We start from the raw sequence: 23,092 nt of genomic DNA, 5'->3' as shown, positions 1-23,092 counted from the left end.
GGCTGGCAGCGCGCCGGACAGATGCCGAGGCTCGGCGCGCCGTAATGGTCGGAGATCTCCCCGGCGACCGCGCCGTAGAGCGCCTCGAGCGGCCCCGGCGCGAGCGCGGCGTACACGTCGATGTCCACGCGCGAATACGCGTCGGCGGTGTAGGGTCGACCTTCGCCGTCCGCCGAAAGGAGGGCGTCGGCGACGGTGGTCACCGTCGTTCGCCGCAGGAGCGACCCGTCGAGGAACAGGATTACGTAATCCTGTCGATAGACGCCCTGCGAGACGTAGACGATGTCGGGATCGCTCTTTCCCGGCTGCGCCCGGTTCGTGAGCTCCGGTCGGCTCCCGGGCTCCACGTAAGATACCACCGTCGCGCCTCCCTTGGCCACCCACTCGTTGTCGGGACCGGGGTTCGCGTAGATGGGCTTGATCTCGGCCACGCCGTCGCCGTCGAGATCGGCCCACCACCCGTAGAGCGCGACGAAGTTGCCCACGCCCGGCGTGATGATGTCCGGCATCTCGCCTTCCGAATCCTGGCGCCAGTTCCCGCCATCGAGGAGCATCTGGACGATCGAAAGGTAGTCGGCGCGGCGACCTTCCTCCACGTTCTTGGCTGTAGTTGACGCCCAGCCCGTGAACTTGTAGGGATGCGTGGGCCCCGTCACGACGTAGGTGTCGTCGAGCACGCGCAGACCCTCCGCGGGATGGATCCATCCGGTCGCCTCGGCCGGACATCGGGCGAGCGGATCCTCGGCGCGCACGACCTCGCTCACGCAATTCGCCTGGCCGGCGGCCTCGAGCGCGAGGCGGTCCGTTTCCGTCTCTTCCCATTGCAAGGACCAGCTCCACTGGGCGGAACCGGGACCGACGAGGGCGAGGACGGACAGGACGAACGCTGCCGTGGCGAGTTTCGCGGACATGGCGAACTGAGCCTCCGGGGCATGAGCCGCAGGCGACAAGGATAACGCTTGTCTCGGTTTGCCGGTCGGGGCGTATCTGTCAGGCTCATACGTAGCGCGCGATGCGGTCGCAGTCGCGGACCGGTTCGACCACGACCTCCCCGCCGATCGCATGGCGGATCCACACCGTGTCGGTGCAGACGGTGAAGCCGGGCGATCCCGCCGGCATGAAGACGCTCCCCCAGGAGGCGTAACGGCCTGCGGTCGTCGAATCGAAGACGAGCGACATGCGGATGGGCCCTTCGCGCACCGCGCAACCCTCGGTGAAGTTCCTGCAGTTCAGGAGCAGGACGGCGCCGAGGGGAAGCTCGCTCGCCCACACGAAGACCCCGCCGGGGCCCCAGTCGGTGTCGGGCGTCAGCGTGGCGGTCAGCGTGAAGGCGTCGGGAGCGTTGGGATCCCCCGATTCGCGCCCGAAGACGCCGATGAATTCGCCCTTCGACGCGAGATAATCGTCCGGGAGGGGGCGCGATCCGCCTTCGTACGGATCGTCCGCCACCGGGCGGCCGACGAACCCGTCCGCGCTGTGGTCCTTCCACAGGCCGATCCAGGCTTCGAGCGCGAAGGATCCGGGCGCGGCGGCCTGGTCCTCGCCGACGTTGCGTCCCACGAGGGGGCCGGGAAAGAGCGACGCAAGCCACAGCGGATTGCTCGTCCGCGGCAGGAGATCGATCCACGGCGCATAGTTTTCGAGGTGCGCCGCGTGGCGACCCGCCGAGGTCGAGCCGCTTCCTGCGGCCCATTCGCGCGGATATCTCGCCCATGCGCTCTCCAGAAGGGGTTCGAGCGTGCCCCCGAGAGGCGTCGAGCCGAGCGGCATCGGACCGGGCTCGCATCGCGCGGGGCAGAGGCCGAGGCTCGGCGATGCGTAGTCGTCCGCGACGTCGCCGGCCACCGTCTGGTAGAGCGCGCCGACGGGGGCGGGAGCCATCGAGACGTACCGATCGATGTCGGCGCGCGACAGGACGCCCGCGGTGTACGGGCGACCTTCGTCGTCGGGCGAGAGGAGCGCGTCGGCCACCGTCGTGACGGTGATCGGCCGGAGGAGGGAGCCATCCGCGAAGATCACCGGATAACCCATCGAGTAGTAGTACACCGAGAGATACGTGATGTCCGGATCGTCGGGACCGGGCGTCGCGCGGTTCGTGACCATCGGGTGGCTCCCGGGCTCGATGTAGGAAACGACCACCGCGTCCGGCTTCGACACCCACTCGTTCTCCTCGGTCGGGGGATCGTTCACGCCGGGGACGACCTCCGCCACGCCGTCGCCGTCGAGGTCGCTCCACCAGCCGTACATCGCGGAGAACATGCCGCCGCCCGGGGTGATGACGTCGGGCATCTCGCCCTCCGAATCCTGCCGCCAATTGCCTCCGCTCAGGAGGAGGTTCAACGGCCGCGTGTAAGGCGGCGCGCTTCCCGATTCGACGGCCGCGCGGGACTCGTCGACCCAGGCGAACACCTTGTTGGGGTGCTGCGGTCCGATGGCCACGTAGACGTCGTCGAGCACGCGGCGGCCCAGGGCCGGGTACGCCTGGCCCGTGGCCTCGAGCGGGCACGCCGCGAGCGGGTCCCCGTGCATCGCCTCGGCGACGCAGTTCTTCTGCCCCGCCGCGTCGAGGCCGACCCGACCCGTCTCGGTCGCCTCCCAGCGCATCGGCCACGCGAAGTCGGCGAGCGCGATGGGGGGCGCGGCGAGCGTCGCGGCGAGGACGAGGACGGTGACGGTTCGGGCGGTGGACACGCTGGCGGCCTCCCGATCCCCGGGCGGTCCGCGGCACGGTAAGCGTTTCCCGGCTTTGTCGGCGGGAAAGCCTTAACCACGGGACGCTCGTCCCGGACGCGGCATGCCCGGCCAACCGCACGCGGCCCTCACGTACGGATCGTACCTGAAGCTCGACGAGCTGCTCTCGCTCCAGGAACCGCGGAGCGACGGCCCCGAGCACGACGAGATGCTCTTCATCGTCATTCACCAGGTGTACGAGCTGTGGTTCAAGCAGGTCCTCCACGAGATGGACGCCCTGCAGCGCGCGTTCGAGAAGAGCGACGTGCCGGGCGCGCTCGCGGGGCTCAACCGCGTGCGCACCATCCTGAAGACGCTCGTGAGCCAGGTGGACATCCTCGAGACCATGACGCCCGTCTCGTTCTCCTCATTCCGATCCCGCCTCGACGCCGCGAGCGGCTTCCAGTCGGCGCAGTTCCGCGAGCTGGAGATGATCCTCGGCCGCCGCCACCGCCACGTCTACGCGCACATGCCCGAGGGCTCCGCGCGCGACCGGCTCGAGGCGCGGCACGCGTCGCCGACGCTCTGGGACGCGTTCCTCAAGCTCCTCGCCTCGCAGGGCCACGACGTGCCCGCCGAGGTGCTCGCGCGGGACGTGCGCGAGCCGTACGAGCCGAACGCGGCCGTGCAGGAGACGCTCGTCGCCATCTACCGCAAGGACTTCGGGCTCATGCAGCTCTGCGAGCGGATGGTCGACATCGACGAGGGCCTGCAGGAGTGGCGCTACCGACACGTGAAGATGGTCGAGCGGACCATCGGGACGAAGACCGGCACGGGCGGGTCCGCGGGCGCCGAATACCTGAAGCAGACGATCTTCAAGCCGCACTTCCCCGACCTCTGGGCCATCCGCGCCTCGCTTTGAGGGCGCCACCTTTAGGACGGGCCGAAGCCTAGCCCCCGCGACGACCATGACGAAGAAGCCGCGCAACGTGCTCGTGACCGGAGGATCGAGCGGCATCGGACGCTCGACCGTCGAGCGCTTCGCCCGCGCGGGCGACCGCGTGTGGTTCACGTATCGCACGGGCGCCGACCGCGCGAAGGCCCTCGTGTCCGAACTCCACGGCGCGGACGTGGCGGCGTTCGCGTTCGACCAGGGCGACAAGGCGAGCCACGACGCGCTGCTCGCGGCGCTTCCGGGCGACGTCGACGTCCTCGTCAACAACGCCGGCCTCGGCACGAAGACCGTCGAGGGGTACGTCGCGGGCGCAGCCGAGCAGGACGCGGCGCTCCTGCACGTCAACGCCGTCGGGCCGCTCTGGCTCGCGCAGGCGCTCGTTCCCGGGATGGTCGAGCGCGGCTACGGAAAAGTGGTGAACGTCGCCTCCGTGGACGGCGGCGTCACGCAGTTCCCGGGCTTCCGAATCGCGGACGGCATGAGCAAGGCCGCGCTCGCGTTCATGACGCGACAGCTCGCGGCGGAGCTCGCGCACGACCCGGTCGACGTCTTCGCGGTCTGCCCCGGCGCGACCGAGACGAGCATGTTCGAGGCGAGCACGCTCAAGCGCCTTTCGGTTGACGAGCGCCGCGCGTTCGAGGCGGCGCTCCCGCGAGGTCGTCTCATCCAGCCCGACGAGATCGCGGACCTTGTCTTCTGGCTCTGCGGCGACGAGGCGCGCGTGCTGCACGGCGCCGTGCTCGACGCGAGCCTGGGCCTCGGCGTGCATCCGGGCCTCATGACCGGGAGGCGCAAAGCGTGATCTCGAAGCGCTCGGAGCGACTCCTCGGCGAGCGGCCGCCGCTCGTGAAGGCCCACTTCGAGGCCGTCGCCGACCCGTATCACCCGAGCGCGAATCCCGAAGGCTACGTGAATTTCGGCGCCGCCGAGAACAGGCTGCTCTGGGACCTCGAGGAGCCGATCCTGAACGCGCCTCGCGGTCTCGAGCCGCGCGACGTCCACTACCGCGAGCTCTACGGCACGCCCGAGGCCCGCGCGGCGGTCGCGCGTTTTCTCGGTCGCACGACCGGCGTCGCGGTCGACGCGGAGGACATCGTCCTCATGTCCGGCGCGAGCGCGATCCTCGACACGCTGGCCGCGACCCTCGCGGACGCGGGGGAGGCGATCGCGATTCCGACGCCGTACTATCCCGGCTTCGACCACGACCTCACGGCGCGCGCGGACGTGCAGATCGCGCCCGTTCCGCTTTCGAGCGCCGATGGCTACATGCTCACCCCCGAGCGCGTCGACAAGGCGATCGCGCGCGCCGAATCGAGCGGGCGCCGCGTCCGCGCCGTGCTCGTCAACACGCCGCACAACCCCCTGGGCCGCGTCTACCCGCCGGGCCTCGTGGGCGGCCTCATCGACCTCGTGGCGCGGCGCGAGATCCATCTTGTCGTGGACGAGATCTACGCCAACTCCGTGTACGGCGGCGACCCGTTCGCGAGCGCGCTCGCGCTCGCGCACCGGGAACCGGGCCGCGTGCACCTCGTGTACGGTCTCGCGAAGGATTTCGGGCTTTCGGGCCTCAAGGTGGGCGTGCTCCACACGCGCAACCCCCAGGTGCGCGCGGCGATGCGCGAGCACGCCTACCTCGCGCCCGTCTCGACCGACACACAGGCCCTCGTCGCAAGGCTCCTTGCGGACGACGCGTGGACGACGCGTCTCGTGGAGACGAGCCGCGAGCGCCTCCGGAAGGCCTACGAAACGACGACCGACGCGCTCGCCGCGCACGGCATTCCGTTCCTGCCAGCGACCGCCGGACTCTTCGTCTGGATCGACCTCCGCGGCGCCCTCGCCGCGCCGACGCTCGAAGCGGAGAAGACACTCTGGCGCGCGCTCTTCGAGCGCGGCCGCGTGAACGTGTCCCCGGGGCACGTCTTCCACGAGTCCGAGCCCGGTTGGTTCAGGCTTTGCTTCGCCGACGACCCCTCGGTCGTCGCGGAGGGCGTGCGGCGCATCGCCCGCATCGCGCGCGAGCGCGGCGCTTAGGTCACGTCCCCGAACCGAACACCGAGGCCATCGCCTCGTAGCCGCGCCAATAGGCGTAGTATCCGTCGTCGAGCGGCCGCGTCGCGCCCGGATACGCGGTCGCGAAGTGACGGCCCCAGTGCGGACGCCGCCCGTCCACGTCCGTGAAGCCGTACTCGTCCGAAAGCGTCCACGACGCGAACACGCGGCCGGTCTTCTCCATGACCCGCGGGTCCGCCGCGAGCGCGGCCACCGCGCGGCCGACGAAGAACGGCGTCTCCGAATGCGCGAAGTTGGCGTCCTTCGCGACGCCATCCCTCCACGTCGACTCCGTCACCCCGAAGTGGTCGAGCACGGCCTCGCTTCGCATGAATCCCGGCGTCACGGCGACCGCCGCGACGTTCGACGCGCGTAGCTCCTCCGACATCCCGAAGGCGAGGCGCGCGACGGCCATCTTCACGAGATCGTAGTAGAGGTGGCCGCGGTAGTTGCCGCCGTCGCCGTCCGTCAGCTCCACGACGAGCCCCTTTCCGCGCTCACGTAGCAGCGGCACGCCGTGGCGCGCGGTGACGAGATGCGTGAGGAGACCGCTCCGGATCATCGCCTCGGCGTCCGCCGGATCGAGTTTCCAGAACGGCGTGCCCCACGCCGTCCGCGCGTCGCCGCCCCAGATGTCGTTCACGAGGATGTCGAGGCCGCCGCTTTCCGCGCGCACGCGCTCGAAGAGGCGCCGCACGTCGTCCTCCCTCGTGTGGTCCACGCGGGCGACGAAGGCGTCGCCTCCCTTCGATTCGACGAGGGCCGCCGTCTCCTCGAGCGTCTCGGGGCGACCCGGTGTCGCGGACGCGCCCGCGACGCTCCGGCCGGTGCACCACACCGTCGCGCCGGCTTCGCCGAGCATGGCCGCGATGCCGCGGCCCGCGCCGCGCGTCGCGCCCGCGACGAGCGCCACCTTGCCCTTGAGGTTCATGGATCCGGCATGTTTCTAAACGGGGATCAAGCTACGCGCCCCATGGCCCGCCCCCGCACGGCGTCGGACGCCCGCATCCTTGAAGCGACCCGGCGCGCCGTGGCGCGCGTCGGCCCGTATCGCATGACGCTCGCGGACGTTGAACGCGAAGCCGGCATCACGGCGAGCGCCATCGTCCAGCGGTTCGGCTCGAAGCGGGCGCTTCTCCTGCGGCTCGTCGCGGACGGCGCCGCGCAGGCGGGAAGCGCGCTCGCGCCGAAGCGCGGCGAGGCGCCGCTCGACGTCCTCGTCGACGGCCTCGCGCGAGAGGCATCCTTCGCGACACCCGAATCCATCGCGGGCAGCCTCGCGTTTCTCGGGCTCGACGTCGCGGATGACGCGTTCAGGAAGCACGCGCTCGCCTTCCTCGCGGCGCGCGGCGAGGCCGTGCGCGCGCTTCTGCGACGCGCCCGGCGGCGCGGCGACCTCGCGCGCGTCGAGATTGATGCGCTCGCCCGCAGCGTCGAGGTGGCCTACCACGGATCGCTCATCCGATGGGCGCTCGCGCGGGAGGGACCGGCGAGCGATGAAGTGCGCCGGGATATCGAGGCGGTGCTCGCGCCGCATCGGCGGGTCAAGGGAACCGCGGGGGGACGCGGCGTTCATGGACGAGCGCGGCCTCGAGACGTTCGGTCGTCCGGAAACCGGTGAATCGTCGCGGCGAGGGGAGGACGATGAATCCGCAGTCCTCGAACCGGCGGAGATGGATGTAGACCATCCGCGGGGTGAGGCCGGAGAGGGCGGCGAGCTCCGGGATCGTCCGGTGCGGGGTCGCGAGGATGAGCTCGGCGAGGACCCGGGCCCCGCGGCTCGCGAGCGCCGCCGCCGCGGGACGGGGGGTGGGGGCCGAGGGCTGGACGTGGGGCGGGAAGACGAGGAGGGACCGCCGATGCCGCAGCGTCTTCACGAACCCCGCGGACGCCATGCGCCGGAGATGATGGTAGAGGGTTCCCCAGGCCATCGGCACGGCTCGCCTGAGCTCGGACAGGTTGCAGCCGGGGTGCTCGCGCACGTGCTCGATGATCTTCCGGGCGCGACCGGACAGTTTCCGTCCATTGGGCCATCGCACGAAAGCGGTCAGGATGACGCTCAGCGCGAGCCAGACGGAACCGATGGCCGGGGCCCGGCGAGGCATACCTGTCGAAAGGCTCCCCACCCGATGAAAGTTTCGAGACTCAATCCTTCACTTCTTGCCCGCGATCTCCGGTGAAGGGGCCTTGATCGCGGCCATTGGATGAAACTGAAAACTCGAAAACGGGCGACGGGGTTATGAGGCCCACGAACGTCCCGGGGTCGGGAGCGAGTCGCAAGGCTCAATCCAGGCGGGACGTCGAGGCCATGGCCTCCGTTCACACCTCCCGAGCCGGACGTCCCGCCTGGAGACCCCGTTCAGGACGTCGGTTCCGAACCGCCGCGCAGGCGCTCGGCGGCGATTTCGAGCGCCTCCCGGATCCGGGGCCGCTCAATGATCTCCTTGAAGCACAGGTCCGAGACCTCGAGCGCGAGCTCGGGAGACCGGTCGAGGGCGACGAGAAGCCATCGCTCGGCCTCGGCGGCGGGCAGCCCGTGCTGCGCGGCGCAGACGGCGGCGGAGAAGGCGGCTTCCCCGTCGGTCGCAAGCGCCGCGGCCTCCTCATAGATGCGGAAGGCCTCCGGGATCCGGCCGAGCATGCTGAGGAAGAAGGCTTCGTCGAGCCGCAGCTTCACGCTGGTCGGGGCCAGGGTCCGTCCCTTGCGGATCCAGTCGAGCGCCTCTTCCCAGTCCTCCTCCGCGGCCGCGCGGTTCGCGGCGGCGAGGTAGGCTTCGGGAGACCCGACGATCGGCTGCTCGCGCGGTCGTCGCAGGCGCCGCCGCCTGAGAAGCGCGAGGCCGGCGAGGCTTCCCGCCCCGCCAAGGCCGGCGAGGGCGAGGAGGAACGGCCAGGATCCGGTTTCGGCGGACACGGAGACGGCCTGAGGCTTGAGGCTCGTGGACCAGAGATCGCCCTGGAAGTTGAAGAGCACCGCGTGCTCGTCCTGCAGCGAGCGGATATTCAAGGTGCCGACGAAATCGCCCGACACGTAGATCGGTCGGCCTTCGGCGCGGAACTCCTGGCCGCCCGCCCGGAGCACGCCCGCGAGCGGAACGAAGACGGCCATCTCGCGCCACGCGACGTCGAGATCCGCGACGGCGGAACGGAAGGCGCCCTGGCTTCCGCGCGCCTCGAAGGCGCCGTCGACGAAGTCGATCGTGATCCATTCCTGGCGGATGGTCCAGACGAGGGCCCCCGATTCCGCCGATTCGCCCGTGTTGAATCCCAGCGTGTTCTCGCGGGCGCGGATCGTGACGTCGGGGCCGAAGAGGACGGCGGTCCCGGCGCCCTTGAAGGTGGAGCGTCCGTCGAACTCGAGATCGAAGTGCGGGTTCAGGACGGTCTTGCGATAACGACCGTCGCGCATCGCGTCGCTTTCGAGGGTCGATCCCTCGTAGTTCGAGTAGGTTCCGCTCAGCCGGGGGCGGGCGACGACCGCCTCGGAAACGACGACGTCGATGAGGCCGATCTGGGGATGGAAGCCCATCTCCCCCGAAGCCTCGCCCTCCGTCAGCGTGATCTCCACGTCGGTCAGATCGTACGTCGAGACGTGGTGGCCGCGCTCCACCCGATCGCCGCGACCGAGGGCGACGAGCTCGCGGACGTGGTGCTGGATCTTCGCCTTCGACGTGACGAGGGACAGCGTCTCGAGCCGCGTCGTGTCGGGCATGAACCAGGCGTGGAGCGCGCCCTCGAGCCGGGATCCGGTGGGCAGCAGGACCTCTGCCGCCACCACGAATTCACCTTCGGACGTCGCGCTCGAGGCGGCCTGCGGTAGGCTCGCCAGGACGATGAGGAGCGCGACAAGGCTCCTCCTCACTCCCACTCAACTCCGAGTCGGGTACACTCCTGGGGTCGCTTTAATTGTTCGTGTCAGCGCCCCGAGTGAAATGCAGGACTCGATGATCCCGACGCCGGGTGGCCCGAACCTTTATCGGATCCGCCGGTGTTTGCCACAGGACATGCAGCGGACACTCGTCGCCTTCGCGGTCCTGGTTGCCCTCGTCGGGCCCACCGTCGAGGGTGCCGCTCCGCTCGCGCCCGAGCCGCCCGCGAGCGCGCGCTCCTTCGTCGAGGGGCCCTCGGCGCGCGTGGAATGGACGCCCGCGAACGCGCCTCGCGACGGCTTCGCCGTGTACGGCGCCGGCGCGGACGGGCGCATCCTCCCGCTGGCGAAGGTCGGACCCAATGCGACCTATGCCGTGGTCCCGCTGGGCTATACGACCTATCACGTGACGAGTCTCCTCAAGGATCTGGAAAGCCGCGCCGTGGAGGCCGCCGAATCCACCTTCGACGGCTTTGGGAGCTGCATCGAGATCACGACGCAGCCGCCCGGCGCGCGGCTCGTCAAATGCCGCTCCATCGACCTCCCGCGGCAGCCGATCGCCTACCAGAACCCGCTGAACCTTCTGCCCCTCCACCCGCCTCAACTGCTGCCTTGAAGCGTAGCCGTCTGTCCGGCGGGCGTGAGAAAAGACTTTCATGCGCGAAACGCTTGCGTCATTCACGATGGAGAAGTCGGCCGCCCCCGACCCGCTGGATTCCGCGCAGCGCCAGATGCTGCTCCGGATCATCCAGCGCAAGCCCGGCCTCATGATGTCGGAGCTGCACGACCTCTTCCCTTACTCATGGGGCGCGCTCTACCACCACCTGAAGGTGCTGACGGAAGCGGGCCTCGTCGAAGTCGGCAAGGACGGCAATCGGCGCGAGGTCTTCCCCATCGTCCGCGGAAAGCGGGTTCCGGCCCAGACCGAGAAGCGCGAGAGGCTTCCCCGGATCTACGGGAAGACGAAGATCGTCGCCGAATACATCCTCACCCGGCCCGGTTGCGACATGCGCGAGATCCTCGAGAACCTCGACGTCGACCGTCGCCTCGCCTATCTCCACGTGGAGCGCTTCGTTCGCGAGGGATGGGTCACGAGCGATTCGGAGACCCGTTATCGCGGCCTGAAACCGACGCCTGAATTCTACCGCGTCCTCGGCCTCGCGATCGCCGCGCGAAAAGAGTGAAAAGAACGGGGAGGGCCCCTCGGGCCCCCCGTTGCTGCGGGCTCACTTGAGCGTGTACCTTTCGCCCATCGCCACCGTGTCCGTCCTGACGAGGCCGTAGGTTGCCGTCAGGACGCGCGTGATCTCGATCGTCTTGCCGACGGCGGCGACCGCCACGAGATCCTCGCCGGACCCCGCGGTATGCGTCAGGGACATCACGAGCGGGATCGTGAACGTGACCGTTCCAGCCTCGAGATCGAGATCGGCCTCGATCCCGTCATTGTGGAAATAACGGTCGGAGCCCCGGTGACCGTAGACGGCGCTTCCCGGCCCCACGGCGAGCGAGCCGCTGACGAACGGAACGCCGGGGACGTGGACCATGCTCGCGTAGCCGAGACCCCGGTGGGTCGATTCGTAGCCGAGGATGTCCAGGCGGACGCTGTACACGACGCCTTCGTAGCGCCATTCGAAGAGATACAGGATCCGATAGGTTGCGTGGCTGACCGGATCCGGGTTCGACAGGTCGCTCAGCGTGATCGTCACGTAGAGATTCTGGATGTCGTTCGTGATGTCGAGCGCCCGGATGTCGATCACGGGCGGAATGCTCGCGTCCTCGGGGTCCTCGTAATGGGCGCCGGTGTTTCCCTGGGCGATGCCGGGGAAGATCATGGCGGCCGCTACGAGCGCGATGGGGAATTGCTTCATCTCTGTGCCTCCGCGGTCGACGGCTCCAGCCTCCCGGTGGATGCGCCGACCACCCTCGCAAAGTTCGGGGACCTTTTGAAGCTACTGTTGTCCTGAGAGGTGAATTTCAAATTTCAACCTAGCGCCCCCGAGGCGACAGACGCGGCGAACCCGCTAAAGTGAAGTTTCGATCGCGCTCCGCCGTCGCAGGCGCGCCCCCAGCCCCGCGGCCGCGAGGAGCGCCGCGAATCCAGGGTGCGGGGTCCGCGAGGCGCCAGGGTCGCGATGCGCGACGCTCACCGACTCGGTGCCGGCGCCGCTTTCCGCGATGAAGGTCACCTCGGACCAGGCCGAGGGCGCCGCGGCGCGGGCGGTGTACAGGTCTCCATCCTTCTCGAGGATCACCTCGAACGTCCCGGACGGCGACACCAGACGCGCTTTCACGCTCGTGGCCCGCTCCGCTCGGACGGCGAGCGCGATCCCCCCGTCCTCGGTCGTCTGCACGCTCGCGTCGCTCAGCGCGGGGGCGCGCGAATCGAGCGTCACCGTGTACCGGCTTTCGCGCACGCCGCCTCCGTGACCGACGGCGCGGACAACGACCGTGTGGACGCCATCGTCCCATCCCGGAACCTCGAGACGGTAAGGATAGGGCACGAGCCGCGGCCCGAATCCGACGTCCACGGTCAGGTTCCGCGTCGTTCCCTCTTCGACCTCGTCGAACGCGAGCACCCGCGCGTGGATGGTCGTATGATTGCCCCATCCGCGCGGCACGACGCCGGCGTAGGGCGGCGCGAGCACGATGAACGTGGCGTTCGAGAGCGTTCGCACGTGCGGAGGCTCCGCGCGGTCGCGCGCCCGGATCTCGAGCACGTGGAGACCCGCGAGCCGCACGGCGAACGTGCCTTTGTACCGGTCTCCCCCGGCGGCCGCGAGCCGGATCAGATCCCGCTCTCCGTCGGGCCCGACCACGAGCGCCTCGACGTCCCGTACGCCGATCGGGTCGCGCGCCTCGACGTCGATGGCGACCGACTTCGTGTGCGGCATCTCGCCCGCGGGGGCGACGAGGCGGACCTCGGGCGGGCTCTGGTCGCGGACGAGGAAGGTCAGATTCGCGGCGATCGGGGCGAACTCGCGGCCGGCGAGGCGCGCCTCGAGCTCGGCCTTGAACGCGGGCGCGCCCGGCATGGCGGGCACGTCCCCGCTGAAGGGCAGGACCATCTGGCCGCGCGCCGGAACCACGACCTCCCACGACCGCGCGAGCCACGACGCGCTCGAAGTCAGCGTCGCCGTGATCCGTTCGTCGACCTTCCCGAGGTTTCGCACGGCGAAGCCGCCCTCGGAGGTCACGAGGTTCACGCGCGTTCCCGGGTTCAGCTCGATCGTCGCGGGCGCCACGATCTCGAGGCGGGGCAGATGGAGCGTGAGGGACTTCGAAATCTTCGAGGGCCCCTTGACGAGGACGCCGGAGAGGATCTCGGCGGAGACGAGATACTCGCCTTCCATGCGGTCCATCGTGAAGGACCAGACCGCGCGCGCCGGGCCCGGCGGCGCTTCGATCGATTCCTCGGCCGAGGCGATGAGGCGCCCCAGCTCGCGCAGCTCCCAGCGGACCGCGACCGCGGGAGCCGCGATCCGGCCGACGTTTTCGATGTCGAGCTTCGCCGTGACGCGCTCTCCGCGATAGACGAGCGTCGGCGCGTCGAGCGTCGCGATCCTGATGACAGGCTCGGCGCGCGTCACGTTCAGGAGACGCGTGACGTTGACCTCGGCTCCCGTGGTCCCGAAGAGGCCGGCGTTGAGCGATCCCGCGCGAAGGGTGACGGTCGCGGGGGAGACGTCGGCGGCGAGGCGCGTGACGAGCAGCGTGAGGTTCAGCGACCGTCCGGGCGCGAGGCCGACGAGGACGTTCGCGACCGAGCGGTTGTCCCTCAACAGGCCGAACGCCCATCCCGTGGCGTTCGTGACCGGCCCGAGGGCGACCTCGAGGACGTCGGGCGTCGCGCCGCGGTTCGCGATCGCGAAGGGAATGCGCGCCGATTCGTTTTCGATCACCTGGAGGGAGGCGGGAAGGCCTTCGATCGCGGTGCGGTGGGCGGCGCGCAGGTGGGAGGCGTTCGCGACGACGCGCTCGACGATCGCGCTCACGTTCATGGCTTTGCTGTGGATCGACCGCGCGGAGAACACGACGTCGGTCTCGGCCGCGGCATCCTCCGAGTTCGGGCGGAGGAGGAGCAGGACGTCCTGCGACTGCCCGGGGTCGATCGCGGCGTGCGCCGGCTTGATGTCCGCGCGCCAGGGAGACTTCACGGCGGCGTGGTAGATCGGCGCGTCCGCGATGTTCCCTTCGTTCGTGACCCGGAAGCGGACGAAGCCGACGCCCGAGACGGGAACCTCCGGCGCCTTGACCACCTCCGCCGTCACCTTGAGCCGCGGATCGCGGACGAACCACCCGATCGTCTTGGCGTTGTCGTCCGGACGGGGATCGCGCGGGCTGTCGACGCGCACGGTCAGCGTCTGCTGTCCACGCTTCGACGCGGGCGAGAAGATCGAGAGATCCACGACCTTCTTGCCTTGCGCGGGAACGCGCACCTGGAACCCGAGGGTGTCGTGCGGATTCGCGGTGGAGCCGTCGGCGAACGTCGCGCGCACGTCCACGATGGCGTCGACGCTCGAGGGGTTGTTGATCGTGGCCGAGACCTTCGTCGCGGTCTCGACGAGCGGCTCGCCGTGCGCGCGGAGGTCGGCGAGCTGGACGTCGGGGCCATCCGTCGCCTGACCCTGGACCGCCGTCGGGAGGACAAGGAGCAGGACGAAGAGAATCGCGGACCATCTCATGGTGACACCTCGGGACGGATCAGAAGACCGATCGCAAGGAGGGCGGCGCCCGCGATCGCGAGAAGAAGCGCGTGTCCGGGAAGGACGGGGTCGAGCGAGACCCCGGCGAGGGCGTGCGGCGCGACCACCGCGACGGCGAGCAGGAGCGCCACGGCCCCGGTCCCCGCGAGGAACGCGTCGCGGCTCGACGCGAAGAAGGCGAGCAGCGTGCCGATCGCGAGGACCGCGAGGAGCGCCGAGGCGAGCGCCGACGACAGCGCGGGCCCGGCGAGCAGGCTGCCGACGGCGAGCGCGGCCCCGTAGGCCGGAAACCGTCGACCGAAGGATGTCCAAGGCCACACGGCGGCGACAAGGTATCCGCCCGCGGCCAGCATCGCGCGGCCGGGATCCGCGCCGGCGGCGAGCACGAGGAGTCCGGCGAGGACCGCGCTTGCGGAGCCCGCGACGCGCAGCGGGCGATCGGATTCAGGATTCAATGAACGCCACCTCGAGGGACGACGACCCGCTCCAGTCCGTGACCTTGACCCCGAGCGCGCGCGCGGCGGCGAGCGCTTCGTTCCTGGATTCGGCGAGGAGGCGCCCGGCGGGTCCGACGGGCTCGTGGTCCGCGCGAGGGCTCACGAGGTGGACGTCGGCCTCGAGAGCGCGCAGGATCTCGATCGACTCGATGAGGTCTGGATCGAAGACGGCGCTCGTAACGACGTAGGTCGGCGACTTCCGCCGGAAGGAGGGCAGGTGGCCGCGGACCGCATCGGTCGTCGCGACGTGGCCGCGCGGGGGCCGCTCGACCATGGCCTTCACGAGATCCGCGGACCTCGGGTTGGCGGCCTCCACGAGCTTCTCGGCGACGTCCCCGAGGACGATCACGGTGAGGTGGTCGCGCATGCGGTCGTGATGCTCGAGGATCGAGGCCGCGGCCCGTCCGTTCAGGACCCACGGACGGGGGTCGCCCAGGATCTCCTTCGCGCGCAGGTCGAGGAGAATCGTGACGCGGGCGAAGCTTTCGCGCGTGACCTGGTTCACGACCGTCTTGTTGTAGCGCGCGCTCGCCTTCCAATTGATGCGCCGGATGCTGTCCCCCGGCTGATAGTCCCGGAGGGCGAAGAACTCGAAACCGTCGCCGGGCCGCGGAACGTTGTGGACGCCGATCGCGGGCTGGGGGATCGACGCTTTCGGCCGATGCTTGCCGAGCGGCAGCGCGCGCGGCAGGACGAGGACCGCGTGCCCTTCATCGCCCTCGACCCTTTCCTCGAGGAGGCCGAAGGCGTCGCCCGCCCAGGCCTCGAGCGGACCGATCGATTTGCGTCCCCACGAGGAGGCCGTCCATTCGATCTCGCGCGCGTGCGGAGCCTTCGGGGAAAGCCGCGTCGTCCAGGCGGCCGCCTCGCTTGCGAGGCCGTCGCCCGCGCTTTCGCGGAGCCGGAGCCTCACGGTCCGGCGCCCCTTGAGCGTGACCTCGAGGCGCTCCTTGAGCCCCTCGCCCTCGACGAGCTGCTCGCGGTCGAGCTTGCGCTCGACGGCGATCCGCGCGCGCGGGAGCGCGAGCGCCGAGACGCCGAGCAGGAGGAGCAGGGCCATGCCCGCCCAGAGCGCGGCGGAAACGCCGAGCACGAGGCCCCCGCCCACGAGCACGGCCGCCGCGCGCGAAACGCGGAGTCCGAGGGCGGTGAGCTTCATCGCCGGGCCTCCTCGAGACGGTCGATCCAGACCCGGATGCGGTCGTCGTTCCGTCGCTTCATGGCTTCCGCGATGCCATCCAGCGTCTCGTCGTGGAGGGCCGCCATCGCTTCGGGGTCGGTCCGCAGGGACGCGAGAACGAGCCCGCCGGCGAGGATCACGACGAGGATGGCCGCCGCAAGATCCTGGGACGGAAGGGCGGCAGACGCGAGGGTGACGCGCGGCGCGGTCTCGCGCAGCGTCGTCGCGTCCCCTTCGAGAAGGATGGACGGCCCGCGGGCCTCGAGGGCCCGGGCGAGCGGCGACGCGAGCTCGCCGAACGCCCTCTCGGGATCGGCGCTCGCGATGAACACCACGCGTCCGTCGCCGTGGGATCGCGCGAGGCCCACTCCGAAGGCGCCGGCGGGTTCGCCGACGTCCAGGCGCCCGTTCAGGTTGGTGTCGCGGAAGGTGTCCTCCGACGTCACGATCGTCATGTCGCGCCGGTCGACGTCGAAGGCGAGGAGACCGGGAAGGCGGAGGACGGTCGAGCCGTACCGGACCTCGACGTCCCCCCCGTCCCACCCGTGTAGAGGTCCTTCGAGCGTCTCGGGAGCGATTGAAGGGAGCATGGCGCGCGGCGCGTGGGAGAAGACCCAGACGTCGCCCCCCCGCTTCGCGAAGTCGAGAAGCGCGGCCTCGTCGGCGGCAAGCAGCGGCAGCTGTCCGAGGATCACGACGAGACCCGGCTCGATCTCGCCCCAGGCCAGCGCCGCGGCGGGGCCCGAAAGCGCCCGGCGAGGCGCGAATCCCTCGCGTCCGAGCCACGCCTCCGGCGCGCTCTCCGCCCGCGTGGCCTCGATGAGCTCGGCCGCGACCGCCGCCAGGCTGGCGGCGAGGAGCCCGCCGGCGGCGAGCGCCGCCAGCCAGCGCGCGGGCTTCATGCGGCCTCCGGGGTCCGCGAAAGGGCCGCGAGGCGACCGAGCGCGAAGCCGGCTTCGCGGATGCGTTCGGGCTCGAGCAGCTCGGGCGCGTACACGCCGAGGTTGAAGACCTCCGTCAGGAGATCGAGGTCGGGACGCGCGCTCGGATCGTTGCGGACGAAGCGCGCCGCCACGTCGCCGAAGGTCGCGGTCTCCGCGCGCTCCTCGTCGAGGCCCGCGATGGCGAGCAGCTCGAGGTACGATCGGTAGAGCGATTCCAGCTTGGGATCCTTGAGCAGCCTTCGCGAGGTCGAGGCGAGCACGTCGCTTGCGGCGCGCCCGCGGCGGACGAGCGCCCAAATGATGGCGAACACCGCCGCGATCCCGGCCGCGACCGCGAGGACGTCCGTCTGCGGGGGGGCCTCCGACGCGACGAGGGCGGGCTCGAGCACGAATCCCGCCAACGTCGGCGCCGTGCCCTCGCCGCCCCGGTAGACCACGGCGTATTCGGAGCGCACGAGGGCGGTCTGCGGGATCGGGACGACGGCGCGACCGTCGGCGCCGGTCCGGATGGCAAGGGCCGTGTCGCCGACCCCGAGCACGTGCAGCGTCGCGTTGGCCACGGGATCGTCGCCCGCGGCGAGCTTCACGACGAGGAACGCGGGCTCGCCGGGCGCGTGGCCGGGCAACGTCTCGACCGTGATCTCGGTCAACCGGTGGACGCCGAGGATGCCCTTGAACGGCGCCGCGTCCACGAGCCTGTTGGGGGCCGCCACCTCGATCGTGACGAACCCGGGAGCGATCTCCGGGCCGAGGGGGAGGCTGAACGAGCGGTCACGCACGAGGAGGGTCCGCGCGCGGCCGTCCACCGAGACGTTGAGACTCTCGACGGTCACCTCGCGGCCGACGGAGTCCTTGAGCGAGAAGGGCACCGTCAGCGTCGTGCGCTCGAAGGCGGCGTCCGGAAGCTCGACCTCGAGGCGGCCGCGGTCGCGCAGCTCCAGGACGCGCTCGAGCTCGAACCCGACGAGCTGGGGCTCGTCGCGCACCCGCAGGACGAGGGACATCGGTCCGAGCGCGGCGTCGGCGGGAAGCGGGAGCGACACGCGGAAGCGGCCGCTTGCGTCCGTCGTGCCGCGGACCTGGCCCCACGGTCCCTCGACCTCGACGTTGCGCGAGACGACCGCGCGCCCGAGCAGCGTGGTCACCTGCGCTTCGAGCGTGGGGGAAGCGAAGTGGGTCGAAGCCGGGAAGCCGGTCAATCGCGCGGCGTCGCGGACCTGCGCGATGCGCACCCCTTCGCTTGCCGCGAGGGCCCCGCCCTTCGATCCCGCGTAGCTTGCCGCGACCCGGATCGGTCCGAGACCGGTCGCTTCGCCCGGGACGAACGAGATCGCGAAGCGGCCCGCGAGGTCCGTGATGGTCTCGCCCGTCTCCGTGCCGAAGGCGACCACGACGAGCTGCCGCGCCACGCCGACGCCGCGCGCGTCGACGAGCGTCCCGGCGATCTCGACCGACCGTCCCCGGATGGCGTCCACGGGATCGAGCCGGATCGCGGTCGCGCTCGTGGCGACGAGCGTATGGGGCTGGCGCGCGACGCCTTTTGCTCCGCCGTCGTAGCGGAGGAACACGATGCGATCGCCCGGTTCCGCGCGACGGAGATCGATCGCGAAGGTCACGTAGCCCTCCGCGTCCGTCACGTTCTGCGCCTTTTCGATGTCGGGGCCATCGACCTCGACCCGGGACCGGGGGAGGCCGGCGCCCACGGCGTCGACGAGCCGCGCGCGGAAATGGCCCACGGCCCCCACCTCGCCCCGCCATGCCGGGATTTCGAAGCCGGGGACGCCGAGCAGCTCGAAGGCCACGGCCGCGTAGGCGGGACCCAGCTCCTCGTTGCCGGCGTATCGGGCCTCGAGGGTCTGCGCGCCGAGGGGCGCGCTGACGGGCACCGGCAGGCTCACGTGGAACTCGCCGTGCGCGTCCGTTTCGATCTTCACGTCGGTTCCGAACGCCGAGATCTTCAGCGCATCCGCGACGGGCCGCCCGCCCGCCTCGATGCGACCCGCCAAGAACACGACGCCGCCCGGACGCACGGCATCGCTGAGAATCTGCAGGTCGATGCGGGGCCTGAGGAACACCTGCCAGTCGAACCGGCTCTCGGAAGGAAGGAGCGCGGGCTCGCGGCCGCCGAAGGAGACGGTGTGCGCCGTCAGGCCGGGATCGCGCGTGGCGAGCACGCGGAAGGAGACGCGGCCGTCGACGTCCGTCGTGGCCGTCGCCCCGGAGGGAGCGTGCGCGACCTCGGCCGCGACGACCGGGCGGCCGAAGGCGTCCCGCAGGGTCGCGTTGAGGACGCCGTACTCACCCGCGCCCACGCGCGCGGGGCGATCCACGAGCAGCGTCGTCGGCAGGTTCAGGCGGACGCTGCGGGACGCCGAATCGGCGCCGAGGAAGCCGTGGCCCGAAGGACCCCTCTGCGATTCGGGCGAGGCGGACGACGTGTTGTAGACCCAGACGAACGCCTCGATCGGTCGCGCGAGGTCCAGACGGGAGACGAGCCGCGGGTCGTTCACGTGCGTTCCGTCGCCGTTCAGCGAGGAGAAGACGACGCGGTCGCGCATCTCGGCCGAGGCCGCGGTTGTTCCGCCCGGCTGCAAATACCCCGAGAAATGGCCCGTTTCGTTCGTCGTGGCGACGCCGAGGACAAGATCCCGCCGTTGGAGCGAGAAGAGCGCGACGGCGTCGACCACCGGCTCGCCGCTCGCGGTCGTGACGCGTCCCGAGAATCGCGTGGCGGCATCGAGCGCGAGCGGCGACGGCAACGGGTCCAGGACCACGACGACGCGCTCGCGCGCCGGGATCGGGGCGCGCGCCTCGCGCGGGGGGCGCCCCCACGCCTGGGCCCGCTTCAGGACCTCGAGCGGGTCGAGACCGTCCTCGCGGGGGTCTCCCCGCCGGGGTCGCAGACCCGGGCCCGCGAAGGGAAGCGGATCCTCCCCGTTGCGATCGTCGAGCCCGTCGCCGTCGTGATCGCTCGTCGTGGCGACGCCCGGCGCGCGGCCCCACCGCCAGACGCCGTGCTTCGTCTCGTTCCACCACGCGGGCCTCCCGTAGACGTAGTCCTCGAAGCGCCCGCTCCCCTCGCCGACGGGAAGGCCGTGGAGCACGAGCCAACCGTCGGGAATGCCGTCCCCGGCGCTTGCGAGCGACGTGGGATCGGATCCGAGCCCGCTTTCGCCGAGGATGTCCACGGTGTCGCCGCCGAAGGGGACCGCGAGGAGCCCGCGCGCCTCGTAGCGCTCGATGATCGCGAGGTCGTCAGGGTCGCTCAGGCGGAGCACGCGGCCCAGGATCCTGCTCAGGGATTTCCCGTCGAGGAGCCCGTCGCGGTCGGTGTCCGGGTCCAAGGGGTCCGTGACGTACTGCTGCGACGAGGTGGGGGAGATCCAACCGACGACCTCCGAGCGATCGGAGACCCCGTCGCCGTCCGTGTCCGCCGACTCGTCGAGGGCGCGCGCGTCGTCGCGCGGGTCGAGGAGGTTCAGGCCGATCTTGGATTCGAGCCGGTCGTCCGCGCCGCCTCCGTCCGAGTCGGCGCGGTAGGGGTCCGATCGCAGGCGGGATTCCTCGAGCCACGTCAGCCCGTCGCCGTCGACGTCGAAGTGGGCGTCGGGCTGCACGGGGCTCACCCGCGAGCCGGCCGGCCCGAGGGGCGCCCAGATGGATTCCCAGAGATCCGAGACGCCGTCCCCGTCGGTGTCCTCCAGGTAGGGGTTCGTGCCGTGGCCGACCTTCGACCCGTAGGTCTCGTTGTATTGGCCGGCGATCGCCCGCAGCGTGGAGGGCGTCCCCGGCACGGACGTGAGCTTCTCCCAGGGCATGAGCCGGCCCGAGGCGGCCTCGGCGAAACGGACGTAGGACTGCGTTTGCCGGGGCGTGTTGTCGTCGTTCCCGAGGCGCGGGACGGGACGGTCCGGCGGAAGGACGAGGGGTCCCGGGGCGCCGGGATAGAGGACGCCCCGCTCCTCGTCGAGGAGGCCGAGGTAGGTCGTGCCCCAGAAGATCTTCCAGCCGTCGGGGATCCCGTCGGGGCTCGACGACCGCCGGTTCGGATCCGAGCCCGCCTCGAACTCGACGAAGTTCGAAGCGACGAACGTGCGGCGCTCCGGGACGAGGCGCGCGCCGTCGCGCACGAAGGCGTACCACACCGCGCCGTCGTCGTCGAGGTCCTGGTCTCCGTCCCCGATCCCGTTCTCGGCGCTGCTCCATTTCGCGGCGTCGAGGTTCCATCGACCCGCCGTCTCGTCGAACACCGCGTACCGCGTCTCCCATCCGTCCGGAAGCCGGTCCCCGTCGGTGTCGAGGTTCGCGGGGTCGGTCTCGGACCGCCGACGGGCCGAGGCATAGGACGAGGTCTGGTAGAGGTCGGGGTCCACTTCCCACCCGTCGAAGAGCCCGTCGCCGTCGCTGTCGGGATCGAGGATGGAGGCGCGGCCGTCCCCTTCCAGATCCGCAGTCGGCAGCAGCCTGTCGCAGGCCGAGGGCCCGCCGCCGAGGACGTCCTGCAGCGTCGGGCGCGGGGCGCGCCCCCATTCGTACGGAAGGCCCGCGAGGCACGCGGCGCGGCGGGCCATCCAGTAGGCCGCTTCGCGGCCATCGAAGAGCCCGTCGCCGTCGGTGTCGGGGTTGGTCGGATCCAGGCCTTCGAGCGCGATGCCCCGGTAGAGATGCGCGCCCACCTCCTCGCCGTCGAGGAGGCCGTCGAAGTCGGTGTCGGGCGCGGTCGGATCGGTGACGGGGAACACGCGCGTCCCCCAGCGCCCTTCGCGCTCCTCGAAGTCGGTGAGGCCGTCGCCGTCGGTGTCGCGTTTCGTCGGATCCGAGAACACCATTTTGGCGCGACCCCCGCTCTCGATCGCCCAACCCAGGATCTCGTCGGCGTCGCTCAAACCGTCGCCGTCCGTATCCGGAGCGTTGGGGTCCGTGCCGCCGAACCAGGCGCCATGGATGGACTCGTTCCAGCTCGGGGGCCGGTTCACGCGGTACTCGTCACCGGCCGTGAGGATCCCGCGGAGCGTCCCGTTCGGGAAGAACACGCGCTCGGTCACGAGCTGGCCCACGGTCGGATCGAGGAGGGGGAGTCCGTGGGCCACGAGCCACCCGTCCGGAAGTCCGCTGCCGCCCGTCGAGAAGCGCAGGGGATCGAGCCCCGACCCGATGCTCGCGGCGCCGAACAGGCGTCTCGACGCCTCGAATTCCTCGAGGTTGTCGAGCCCGTCGAGATCGGGATCCTGGTAGGCGACGGCGGGATCGAGCGGGTCGAGCCCATGCGCGACGAGCCATCCGTCGTGGATGCCGGTCGAGGCCGTCGAGGCCGCGCGGGGGTTCGTGCCGTGCCGCTCGATCTCGTCGAGGTCGGGGAGCCCGTCGGCGTCCTGGTCCGGGGAAAGGGGGCTCAGGCCGCGACGCCACGCCTCCCGGGGGGTCCAGGACACCTCGCTCGATGCCCGGTCGAGGAGGGAGGGATCGAGGGGGTCGAGCCCATAGTAGAGAAGCCAGCCGTAGGGGACGCCGGAGCCCGCGACGTCCCAGGCGCGGGGATCGAGGCCGCTGTCCCAGGCGCCCTGTTGGGCCTCGGACCAGGTGGCGGGCCGACCGTGCGCGTAGACCTGGGCGAGGGTCAGCGAGAACTCGGCGGGATAGCCCGCGCGGCCGTAAACGGCCGGGACGAGCGACGGCGCAGGAACGGCGGCCGTCCGGTTCGCGAGCGCGGGATCCGCCACGTCGAGCCCATGTTTCTGGATCCAGGCGAGGGGAAGCGCCCCCGAAGGGCGCTGGGCTTCGGGCCCGAGGCCGAACACGGCGTTCTCGTAGATGTCGGGAACGCCGTTGCGATTGTCGTCGAGGGAGGACGCTCCCGCGACGTGGAGGCCCTGCACCGTGGGCCGCGCGAGGAGGGCGAGAAAGCCGACCGCGACGACCAGGGCCGCGGCTGCGGCGAGAAGCCCGATCCTGCGCGCGAGGGCCCGGCGCCGGAAGCGGCGGCGCGCATCCTGGAAGTGGCCTTCCCTCACGGCTCCCCGAGGAGCCTCACCCCGTCATGTAGTTTCCGCTTGATTAGAGACTCGATCCTACACATCGATGCCCTCCATGCGCTTATTTCGCGGTGTTTTTTCCCGCTCTTGATCGGGGACGCTGTGAACTTCTCCTTTCAACGTCCGTCGAAAGGTTGATACTGTCACACTGTGACTCGCCGCCCGGCGGAGGAGGCACAGGCGAAAGTGATGTC

General features: G+C 70.7%; 17 protein-coding genes. 6 read left to right on the top strand and 11 right to left on the bottom strand.

Annotation, left to right across the window (positions count from 1 at the left end; all coding sequences use genetic code 11):
• On the bottom strand, window positions 1–911 hold a 911-nt coding region (locus VM889_10435; protein HVL48963.1), incomplete at its 3' end, for a hypothetical protein.
• 85 nt (window positions 912–996) lie between these two features.
• Complete coding sequence (locus tag VM889_10430) at window positions 997–2,691, bottom strand: hypothetical protein (GenBank protein ID HVL48962.1); 1,695 nt, start codon at window positions 2,689–2,691, stop codon at window positions 997–999.
• Window positions 2,692–2,794: 103 nt separating this feature from the next.
• On the opposite strand from VM889_10430, the gene VM889_10425 reads away from it, so the two are divergent.
• Genes VM889_10425 through VM889_10415 form a run of 3 tightly spaced genes read left to right on the top strand, consistent with a single transcriptional unit; the run spans window position 2,795 to window position 5,656 of the window.
• Entirely contained in the window at window positions 2,795–3,592 is a 798-nt protein-coding gene (locus tag VM889_10425; GenBank protein HVL48961.1) for a tryptophan 2,3-dioxygenase family protein, read from the top strand.
• Between the two features lie 46 nt (window positions 3,593–3,638).
• The gene (locus VM889_10420) at window positions 3,639–4,427 is read left to right on the top strand and encodes an SDR family oxidoreductase (protein ID HVL48960.1); all 789 of its coding nucleotides are present in this window, start codon (window positions 3,639–3,641) and stop codon (window positions 4,425–4,427) included.
• Window positions 4,424–5,656: an aminotransferase class I/II-fold pyridoxal phosphate-dependent enzyme gene (locus tag VM889_10415; protein ID HVL48959.1), complete on the top strand. Its 1,233-nt coding sequence runs from the start codon at window positions 4,424–4,426 to the stop codon at window positions 5,654–5,656. The genes VM889_10420 and VM889_10415 overlap by 4 nt, the downstream gene beginning before the upstream one ends.
• Before the next feature lies 1 nt (window position 5,657).
• Here VM889_10415 and VM889_10410 read toward each other — a convergent pair whose 3' ends face one another.
• Complete coding sequence (locus tag VM889_10410) at window positions 5,658–6,605, bottom strand: SDR family oxidoreductase (protein HVL48958.1); 948 nt, start codon at window positions 6,603–6,605, stop codon at window positions 5,658–5,660.
• Window positions 6,606–6,647: 42 nt separating this feature from the next.
• Here VM889_10410 and VM889_10405 point away from each other — a divergent pair, with 42 nt between their 5' ends.
• Complete coding sequence (locus VM889_10405; GenBank protein HVL48957.1) at window positions 6,648–7,295, top strand: helix-turn-helix domain-containing protein; 648 nt, start codon at window positions 6,648–6,650, stop codon at window positions 7,293–7,295.
• On the opposite strand, the gene VM889_10400 is transcribed toward VM889_10405, so the two are convergent.
• Window positions 7,219–7,779, bottom strand: coding sequence for a winged helix-turn-helix transcriptional regulator (locus VM889_10400; GenBank protein ID HVL48956.1), 561 nt, complete (start codon window positions 7,777–7,779; stop codon window positions 7,219–7,221). The two genes, VM889_10405 and VM889_10400, sit on opposite strands and share 77 nt — an antisense overlap.
• Before the next feature lie 254 nt (window positions 7,780–8,033).
• Entirely contained in the window at window positions 8,034–9,536 is a 1,503-nt protein-coding gene (locus VM889_10395) for a hypothetical protein (GenBank protein HVL48955.1), read from the bottom strand.
• A gap of 142 nt (window positions 9,537–9,678) precedes the next feature.
• Here VM889_10395 and VM889_10390 point away from each other — a divergent pair, with 142 nt between their 5' ends.
• Complete coding sequence (locus tag VM889_10390; GenBank protein HVL48954.1) at window positions 9,679–10,158, top strand: hypothetical protein; 480 nt, start codon at window positions 9,679–9,681, stop codon at window positions 10,156–10,158.
• A 67-nt stretch (window positions 10,159–10,225) separates the two neighbouring features.
• Window positions 10,226–10,726, top strand: a complete 501-nt coding sequence (locus VM889_10385) for a helix-turn-helix domain-containing protein (GenBank protein HVL48953.1) — start codon at window positions 10,226–10,228, stop codon at window positions 10,724–10,726.
• A 42-nt stretch (window positions 10,727–10,768) separates the two neighbouring features.
• Here the strand turns inward: VM889_10385 and VM889_10380 are convergent, their stop codons facing one another.
• From VM889_10380 to VM889_10355, 6 genes are all read right to left on the bottom strand, one after another.
• On the bottom strand, window positions 10,769–11,410 hold the full coding sequence (locus tag VM889_10380) for a hypothetical protein (GenBank protein ID HVL48952.1): 642 nt from the start codon (window positions 11,408–11,410) through the stop codon (window positions 10,769–10,771).
• A gap of 153 nt (window positions 11,411–11,563) precedes the next feature.
• Entirely contained in the window at window positions 11,564–14,224 is a 2,661-nt protein-coding gene (locus tag VM889_10375) for a hypothetical protein (protein HVL48951.1), read from the bottom strand.
• Window positions 14,221–14,700 (bottom strand): hypothetical protein, encoded by a 480-nt coding sequence (locus tag VM889_10370; GenBank protein ID HVL48950.1) that lies wholly within the window; start codon window positions 14,698–14,700, stop codon window positions 14,221–14,223. The genes VM889_10375 and VM889_10370 overlap by 4 nt, the downstream gene beginning before the upstream one ends.
• Window positions 14,690–15,901 (bottom strand): DUF58 domain-containing protein, encoded by a 1,212-nt coding sequence (locus VM889_10365; GenBank protein HVL48949.1) that lies wholly within the window; start codon window positions 15,899–15,901, stop codon window positions 14,690–14,692. The genes VM889_10370 and VM889_10365 overlap by 11 nt, the downstream gene beginning before the upstream one ends.
• Window positions 15,898–16,824: a hypothetical protein gene (locus VM889_10360; protein ID HVL48948.1), complete on the bottom strand. Its 927-nt coding sequence runs from the start codon at window positions 16,822–16,824 to the stop codon at window positions 15,898–15,900. The genes VM889_10365 and VM889_10360 overlap by 4 nt, the downstream gene beginning before the upstream one ends.
• The gene (locus VM889_10355) at window positions 16,821–22,877 is read right to left on the bottom strand and encodes a hypothetical protein (protein HVL48947.1); all 6,057 of its coding nucleotides are present in this window, start codon (window positions 22,875–22,877) and stop codon (window positions 16,821–16,823) included. Before VM889_10355 ends, VM889_10360 begins: the two co-directional genes overlap by 4 nt.
• Between the last annotated feature and the right edge of the window lie 215 nt (window positions 22,878–23,092).

The sequence above is a fragment of the Candidatus Thermoplasmatota archaeon genome, from assembly GCA_035540375.1.
Lineage (GTDB): Archaea > Thermoplasmatota > SW-10-69-26 > JACQPN01 > JAJPHT01 > DATLGO01.
This window is presented reverse-complemented; position numbering and strand designations above follow the sequence as displayed.